Raw genomic sequence first — 1491 nt, forward strand, 5'->3', positions numbered from 1 at the left:
CACCCGGGGGGCCGGGGCCGACCCCGGGCACCCCGGCCGGTCGCACCCCCCCGGCCCCATGGAGGTGCGCGAGGGCTGACACAGCTCGGCGGCCAGCGGCGGCGGTTCCGGCCGGAACCGCCGCCGCTCGCGGTCCCCCCACCCGACCGGGCCGCTTCGCCGTTCGGCTTCGGTCGCTCTCGAATTCGCCCCCGTTCCGAAACTTTCGAAATCTCCGGACATGAATTCCGCGCCACTTCTCATCGAGTACGACCGTCAACTCCATGCAGATCGAGTGCGACTACGGCTGAACTGGTCAAACAACTCCCAGGGCATCCAATCCCCCGATCGACGGTTTCGTAATCCTTGTCGAAACTATTGACACCCGTCGGAGCCAGTTCAACACTGTTCGCCGTCGACAGACCTCAATCACTGTCGATCCGGGTCCACCCGACCCGGCACCCCAGGCCGGTCGCCGAGCACGATGACCGGCCGAGTCCGGCCGGGACGCGCGACACCCACACGCGATCGCGTCATCGCCCGCGCACCGACACCCCCCACAGAGGGCGTCTCGCGCTGCCCGGAACCCCCACCCGGCCTCCCGAGGACGAGGAGGAAAGCACGCACATGAACGACGCACCCGCACAGTCGACGAGCCGCAGACGCGGCCGACTCAGACGGTCCATCCGCAATGTCCTCGCCATGGCGACGGCAGCCGTGGCCGTGCTGGCCCTGCCCGGCAGCGCGAGCGCGGACACGGTCGTCAACTCGAACCGGACCGGCACCGACAACGGCTACTACTACTCCTTCTGGACCGACAGCCCCGGCAGCGTCTCGATGAACCTGTCATCCGGCGGGGGCTACAGCACGTCGTGGAGCAACACCGGCAACTTCGTCGCAGGCAAGGGATGGAGCACCGGCGGACGCAGGAGCGTGACGTACTCGGGCTCCTTCAACCCGTCCGGCAACGCCTACCTCACCCTCTACGGATGGTCGACGAACCCGCTCGTGGAGTACTACATCGTCGACAACTGGGGCACCTACCGCCCGACAGGCACCTTCAAGGGCACCGTCACCAGCGACGGCGGGACGTACGACATCTACGAGACGACCCGCGTCAACGCTCCGTCGATCGAGGGCACTCGCACGTTCAAGCAGTTCTGGAGCGTCCGGCAGTCGAAGCGGACCGGCGGAACCATCACCACCGGCAACCACTTCGACGCGTGGGCCCGGCAGGGAATGAACCTGGGCACCTTCAACTACATGATCATGGCGACCGAGGGCTACCAGAGCAGCGGAAGCTCCAACATCACCGTGGGCGGCAACTCCGGCGGTGGTGACGGAGGCGGTGGTGGCGGCGGCTGCACCGCCACCGTGACCGCGGGCGAGAAGTGGAGCGACCGTTACAACCTCAACCTCTCGGTCTCCGGCTCCAGCAACTGGACCGTCACCATGAACGTCCCCTCCCCCGCCAAGGTCCTCTCCACCTGGAACACCAGCACCACCTACCCC

Annotated in this window: 1 protein-coding gene; it reads left to right on the plus strand. The window is 67.2% G+C overall.

Annotated elements, in window-relative coordinates; genetic code table 11:
* Positions 1-606 precede the first annotated feature (606 nt).
* A partial coding sequence (locus ACIBCU_RS38285; protein WP_399237306.1) for a glycoside hydrolase family 11 protein occupies positions 607-1491 on the plus strand: 885 nt, incomplete at its 3' end.

Source organism: Streptomyces sp. NPDC051064, from assembly GCF_044455985.1.
Classification (GTDB): Bacteria; Actinomycetota; Actinomycetes; order Streptomycetales; family Streptomycetaceae; genus Streptomyces.